Annotated in this window: 11 protein-coding genes and 1 pseudogene; 6 read left to right on the plus strand and 6 right to left on the minus strand. The window is 35.2% G+C overall.

Going from position 1 to position 5,749, the window contains the following annotated elements:
- The 5 genes from QMN76_RS10760 to QMN76_RS10780 form a co-directional block, all read right to left on the minus strand.
- On the minus strand, positions 1–571 hold a 571-nt coding region (locus QMN76_RS10760; RefSeq protein WP_282066020.1), incomplete at its 3' end, for a DUF4116 domain-containing protein.
- Positions 572–732: 161 nt separating this feature from the next.
- A complete protein-coding gene (locus QMN76_RS10765; protein ID WP_282066021.1) occupies positions 733–1,065 on the minus strand; it encodes a hypothetical protein in 333 nt (110 codons plus the stop codon).
- 162 nt (positions 1,066–1,227) lie between these two features.
- Positions 1,228–1,620: a hypothetical protein gene (locus tag QMN76_RS10770; RefSeq protein WP_282066022.1), complete on the minus strand. Its 393-nt coding sequence runs from the start codon at positions 1,618–1,620 to the stop codon at positions 1,228–1,230.
- Positions 1,613–1,945 (minus strand): hypothetical protein, encoded by a 333-nt coding sequence (locus QMN76_RS10775; RefSeq protein WP_282066023.1) that lies wholly within the window; start codon positions 1,943–1,945, stop codon positions 1,613–1,615. The genes QMN76_RS10770 and QMN76_RS10775 overlap by 8 nt, the downstream gene beginning before the upstream one ends.
- Positions 1,942–2,688: a LexA family transcriptional regulator gene (locus tag QMN76_RS10780; protein WP_282066024.1), complete on the minus strand. Its 747-nt coding sequence runs from the start codon at positions 2,686–2,688 to the stop codon at positions 1,942–1,944. Before QMN76_RS10780 ends, QMN76_RS10775 begins: the two co-directional genes overlap by 4 nt.
- Positions 2,689–2,795: 107 nt before the next feature.
- Here QMN76_RS10780 and QMN76_RS10785 point away from each other — a divergent pair, with 107 nt between their 5' ends.
- Entirely contained in the window at positions 2,796–3,038 is a 243-nt protein-coding gene (locus QMN76_RS10785; protein ID WP_282066025.1) for a hypothetical protein, read from the plus strand.
- Positions 3,035–3,175, plus strand: coding sequence for a hypothetical protein (locus QMN76_RS10790; protein ID WP_282066027.1), 141 nt, complete (start codon positions 3,035–3,037; stop codon positions 3,173–3,175). Before QMN76_RS10785 ends, QMN76_RS10790 begins: the two co-directional genes overlap by 4 nt.
- 36 nt (positions 3,176–3,211) lie before the next feature.
- On the opposite strand, the gene QMN76_RS10795 is transcribed toward QMN76_RS10790, so the two are convergent.
- The gene (locus QMN76_RS10795; RefSeq protein WP_282066028.1) at positions 3,212–3,478 is read right to left on the minus strand and encodes a hypothetical protein; all 267 of its coding nucleotides are present in this window, start codon (positions 3,476–3,478) and stop codon (positions 3,212–3,214) included.
- Positions 3,479–3,707: 229 nt separating this feature from the next.
- On the opposite strand from QMN76_RS10795, the gene QMN76_RS10800 reads away from it, so the two are divergent.
- The 4 genes and pseudogenes from QMN76_RS10800 to QMN76_RS10815 all read left to right on the plus strand — a co-directional run.
- Positions 3,708–4,064: a hypothetical protein gene (locus QMN76_RS10800; protein ID WP_282066029.1), complete on the plus strand. Its 357-nt coding sequence runs from the start codon at positions 3,708–3,710 to the stop codon at positions 4,062–4,064.
- 123 nt (positions 4,065–4,187) lie between these two features.
- Positions 4,188–4,436, plus strand: coding sequence for a DUF2312 domain-containing protein (locus QMN76_RS10805; RefSeq protein WP_282066031.1), 249 nt, complete (start codon positions 4,188–4,190; stop codon positions 4,434–4,436).
- A gap of 94 nt (positions 4,437–4,530) precedes the next feature.
- Positions 4,531–4,914 (plus strand): hypothetical protein, encoded by a 384-nt coding sequence (locus tag QMN76_RS10810; RefSeq protein ID WP_282066032.1) that lies wholly within the window; start codon positions 4,531–4,533, stop codon positions 4,912–4,914.
- Positions 4,907–5,749: pseudogene (locus tag QMN76_RS10815) on the plus strand (hypothetical protein); the annotation flags it as partial. The gene QMN76_RS10810 and the pseudogene QMN76_RS10815, both read left to right, overlap by 8 nt.

The raw sequence follows: 5,749 nt of genomic DNA on the forward strand, positions 1-5,749 counted from the left end.
GAATGTATTGGATTGAATATCCATCGTTCTTCACAGCCTCTAATTGCACTGCTTCACTTGGATTGTGAATGTATTGGATTGAATATCCATCGTTCTTCACAGCCTCTAATTGCACTGCTTCACTTGGATTGTGAATGTATTGGATTGAATATCCATTTTTCTTCACAGCCTCTAATTGCACTGCTTCACTTGGATTGTGAATGTATTGGATTGAATATCCATTTTTCTTCACAGCCTCTAATTGCACTGCTTCACTTGGATTGTGAATGTATTGGATTGAATCTCCAATTTTCTTCACAGCCTCTATTTGCACTGCTTCACTTGGATTGTGAATGTAAATTATAAATCTAACATCTAGCTCTATAAGTTTGATATAATCAGTTTCTTCTGAAACATCATTGACCATATCAAGAGCTTGTTGTTTTTTAATTTGATTTATATTGAATTTTTCAAACAATTTATCAGCATGTCTTGCATTGAATATCTGAAAACCACAACAAGCGATGATTTCGTTGTTGATTTTGGAGATTACAAGATCGTTATTTTCATAAAAATCTTCTAAAATAATCATAACTTCCTCCGTAAATAAGATTAAGACCGTGGCACCGTCATGGTTTACCTTGTGGGTCTCGGTTTTTTTTATTCTTTGTATTGTATCGCCTCATGGTGAAATATACCTTCTTTATTGAGGGGAAGAGGGGATAGAAGGTTGAAGGGCTAATCTCTTTTTGTTTAAATTATGTTACATTCAAGTATCATCTGTTGTTTTTTATTGTTTAAGGCGTTGTGTATAATTTGCTCACCTTTTTTGGTTGGATAGATAATCATTTTAAAGGATGGTGCTGTCAAACGACAAATAATCATCTTTCTTTCTTCAAGTTCTGAAACAGCTTTATTAATCTCGTGTATATTGATTTTAGAACCATCTTCATGTAGTCGATAAAGATGTGTCATAATATGTCCGTTGATTTTTTTTATATATACATTACGTAATACTTGTAATTGATGTTTATTAATGCGAACTTTATTGGATAATGTAAATAAATCTTTTGCTGTATCAGACATATTAAATTCCTTAACTTGATAGGGGCGACGCATTCAATAAACAGCGTCTGTACCAAAATCCCCATGACCGTTGTGGTCATAGGGATGTTATAATAGGAAAATTTTCCTAAGTCAACACAATAAAGGAATTTTTTCCTAATTATTTTTAAATTTTTTTGGAATTTAGTGTAAAATATTAAAAAATTTGATTAAAGCGACCATAAAAGATGGAATTGCAAAGGCGCATCCTATAATCCATAGTTTTAGATTGGCGATTCTTAAATCAATAATAGCATCTGTTGGTAGCCTATCTACTTTTGCGTCCAGTTTATCAAATCGTTTATCTACTTGATCGAATTTCTTATCAACAGCATCAAATCGTTTATCTACTTCGTCAAAACGTCTATCCATATCCTTATTAATATCGACAAGTTTTTCTTTGATACGTTCAACATTACTTTCCAGTTTTACAATACGTTCATTCATATCATCACCTCCGCCATCCCCGTTGCTTTTTTTAGAGTTTTTCTTTTTAGTATCTATAGGTAATGTAACTATATTATTACTCTTATACATTGTTTTTCTCTTTCCATTTTAACATTTCAGAGTAAAAAGGTAAATCATCAATTGAAGTGCCATTTTCGTATAAACACTTTTCAACCATACCAACTGGGAAGAATATGGAATTTCCACAATCAAAACAACTCATCCAGTAAAAAGGTACAATTCCTTCTTGCCTAAAGTTTTCTTTTTTTTGGGGGGGTGAGATAATATCTTGTGAGATAGGATTTGCTGGTGATTCATACTCAAAAGTTTTGCACCCACAAATAGGACAAGTTATTACTTCTTGCTTTTTTAATTTTAGATATTTTTGTAATAATGATTGAGGTTGATCAGTCATATCTTATCTTTTCCTACAATGGTATTGGCAGAAATAACAAGGCTTTGGATCATCACATCTGGGGCTGATGAAGTATCTCCATCAAAACCGTTCCCTTGGTATTGTGTGGTCATTCTTGGTAACTGAATAGGCTTTATAAAGTCAGGGTTATTACTACGTGGCCACAAAAAAACTGAACCATCATCACGGATTTGCACAATTTTAAGAGTGGCTTCATAGTTGTCCGTTAAAGGGTCACGCCGAATAGTAACCACACATTCACCATCTTCTGGGTTGCGTCCTAACTCACAAAAATTAACAGCGACGACAATAGAACCATCTGGGAATTTAAGATTCATTGAATCACCTTTGACCTTTAAAGCAAAAGGTTTCATTTTCTCATAGAATGGGTGAGGTGGCATAAAAGTTGGTATCCATTCCTCACGTGGCCATTCAATAGCAGATGTCCATTTTCCTGCTTGGACTTCACCACGGATATAAACTGTTTTTAGTTCTGTTGGCTGTAATGATGAATTAGGAGAAAACTTAATATCGTGGTCTAGGGCTTTTAAGAAAATATTTATATCAACATTTAAAGCGTGTGCGAGTTTTATAAGTTTTTCGATTGGTGGGCCATTTTTAGCATATTCCAGTTTTCTTATGAAATCTGGACCAACACCAGCAGATATGCCAATTCCACTTAAACTGGCATTTTTTTCTTCTGCTATTTTTTTTATTAGAGCATGTAAATTTTTTACGGACATAATTTAAGTTTATAAGGTGAATTTTACAAATTATCATTAATCATATTTTCCGAAAAAATAATTGACTTAGGAAAATTTTCCCAATATTATATTTTAAGGAGAATAGAATGATTAATAATCTTATAAAATTATGTGAATATTACTGTGAGATGGAAAATGTAAGTGTTTCATTTCTTTCTAATTCTATTTTTCAACGAGGTAACACAATTTATAATTTGCAAAACGGAAAAACTATCACTGTTCGCAATTATGAACGAGCTGTTGAGTGGCTTTCTGATCATTGGCCAGAGGATAAAGAATGGCCAGATTTTATCGAACGACCAAAAGTTAAGGAAAGGATAGAGGGATGAGTAATGATTTATTAAAAGCTTTTGGAATTAAAATTGTTGATGATCCACAAGGAGAATTGAAGGGTTTTGTAACAACCTCTGAAATCAATGATGGGGTAATGGTTAGTAAAGAGCATTTTACACACTTGGCATATTGATTTGTTTGATCTCAGAAGGTCGTTCAACTGATTTTCTTAATGGTTGGTTAATTGGGATTTTAAATCAAAGCCATTCAGTAAATTGATACCTTTGCTATTAATTCTATAATTATCAACAAATAGGCCATTTTGCAGTGTTAGTTTGGATTTAAATATAAAAGATTCATCAAGAAGGTAGATTAAATGAGCATCAACTTTCTTTGCATCTTGATTTATATGGAGTTGTCCTTCTTGAAGACTTTTAGGGAAATGCTCTTCAAGTTTTTTCAATAATTCAATAGCGTAAGAAAGTTCAATTTTCATAACCGTTTCTCCATGATTGTAATTGTGTTGTAACTTTCATCATGGGGCATACGGGAAAGGGAGTCAAATTCCTTTCCCACCATACTCTGCCCTTTCTTTTCCTTGTTGGAGAGGAAAGGGGAAAGCGTGGTTTAAGGGTGTAGTGGTTTGTATTTGTTTTAACCATACGCTTTCCAACCTCCATATTAGCAACGATTTGTTAATTGTTAATATGGAGGAATAAAATTCTGTGGTGAGAGAAAAATTTTCTGCGGAGAAAGAAAAAATGAATGCAGCTGCGTTTTCAGATCAAGCGCAACTCATGATTAAAAACATGGCAAAGTTAGAGGAAGATAAATCCTTGAAAGTTGTGTTTGGATCTTTGGCGCGCAAAACTGGATTAAATGAAGGGCAGGTCAAGCGGCTTTATTATTCTGAATGGAAAGTCATACCAGTGCATATTTATATGCAGGTGGCCAAGGCCTATCGCAAGTTCAATGATCTTGCCATTCAAAATATGCAGCACAAAGAAATGATCCTGCAGCAAAGAATAGAACAAGTAAGTAAGGAAATCGAACATGTCTTTCATCAGTTCCCTTCGGCATAAGTATCATGAGTGCATAGGGCATCGATTGTTGAACAAAGCTGTGACATTCAAGAATAAAGCGGAACAACATTTGAACCTAGCTAAGAAAATCAAAGAGCATTTGATGAATAAAAAGGATAAGTCATGAGTAAACCAGAAGTTGGCGGAATTGCAGCGGATCGATTACGCAGCATTATCGAACGGATAGAGCGTATCGAAGAAGAACGTAAAGGTCTGGCCAATGATGTCAAAGATATCTACGCCGAGGCAAAATCAGCAGGGTTTGATGTGCCAGTTATAAGACGGATCATCAGCGCACGTAAAAAAGAACCATCAGAAGTAGAAGAACAAGAAACTCTATTTGATGTTTATCGTCGTGCATTGGGGATGTAATGCAAAAAATAATCGTGCAATTTAATCATTGTGAAGGTGCAAAGTTTAGTCGCCAAGCCCTTCACAATGGCTCGGTTACCAAAAGGAATGAGCAATGACAAAGCTAGCGATAAAATATGAATTTGTAAAGGCTGAACCCCAAGAGATCGGGGATTATTTGAATGAAAACCAATGTAGCCATGAATTAGGAATATTTTTTATGGCATTGGTTAGAATGATGTTTCATACAAAAGATAGTGGTCCTTTTGGTGAAATTCTTTACGAAAATGATTTTCAAAGAAATAAAGCTATTCGTAAACAAACAGGCCTGACAAAAGCAAAAATCCAACAACAGATTGATTTGTTGTTGGAAAAGAAGATGCTGCAAACCTTACCTGATGGCGCGTTGTCAGCACCACATTTCTTTCAAACAATAAAAGAGCCTTGTCATCTTGGGATAACCTATTCCCATACAAAGGGAGGTATGTGTTATGCATAAATTTCCTTGGGGTAAATTTTATTGGGATAAATGGCTTAACGATCCAGCGTTACAAAGCTGTGATTTAAACGCACAAGGGTTATGGATCAATATGCTGTGTTTAATGCATCGCAGTGAAAAAATAGGCTTTTTAATTGTGAATGGTAAAGCCATGAGCGTTGGCGAGGTTGCTAGACGTGTTGGTATTCGCAAAGACCGTGCCGAACGATTAATCAAAGCTTTGAAAGAGAATAATGTCTGTTCAGTTGATGAGAATGGAGTGATTTATTGTCGTTATATTGCCCGTGAGCAGCTTGTCACACCAGCACAAAATAGTGCTATCCCTGTGGATAACATTCATCAGCCAGACGATAATCGTACTAAAACTGAACGAAAATCGTACGATAATCGTAGGAAAAATACAGGAAAATCAACGGTTGCAGCGATTCCCTCTATAAAGAGTAAAGAAATAGAATTTAAAAAAGAAAAAAGAAAAAAGGAACAATTAACAGGGGAAGTCAATCAAACCTTTTCAACTTTTATGAAAACGGCATGCAAGCGATTGCAAGAGGTGGCCAAGATCGATGCGACCAAAGCCTTGGCTCAGATTGAGGTTTGGTTTGAGGAAGCAGCGCTTGATGGCGAAGTGGTGTTAAAAGCTATTGAGGCAGGATGGGGCAAAGAATATCCGATTGGCTATATTTCCAAGGTGGTTGCTACTCTTTCGCATAAGTCTTTAACTTCGGAACGGTGGGTGATTGATGGTGGAAAACATGATGATGATCCTGCTTTTCGAATGCTTTCAAGGGATGAACAACTTGCGTTATTAATTTTGGAAAAACAACAAAATATTCCA

The sequence above is a fragment of the Commensalibacter papalotli (ex Botero et al. 2024) genome, from assembly GCF_947179115.1.
Lineage (GTDB): Bacteria > Pseudomonadota > Alphaproteobacteria > Acetobacterales > Acetobacteraceae > Commensalibacter > Commensalibacter papalotli.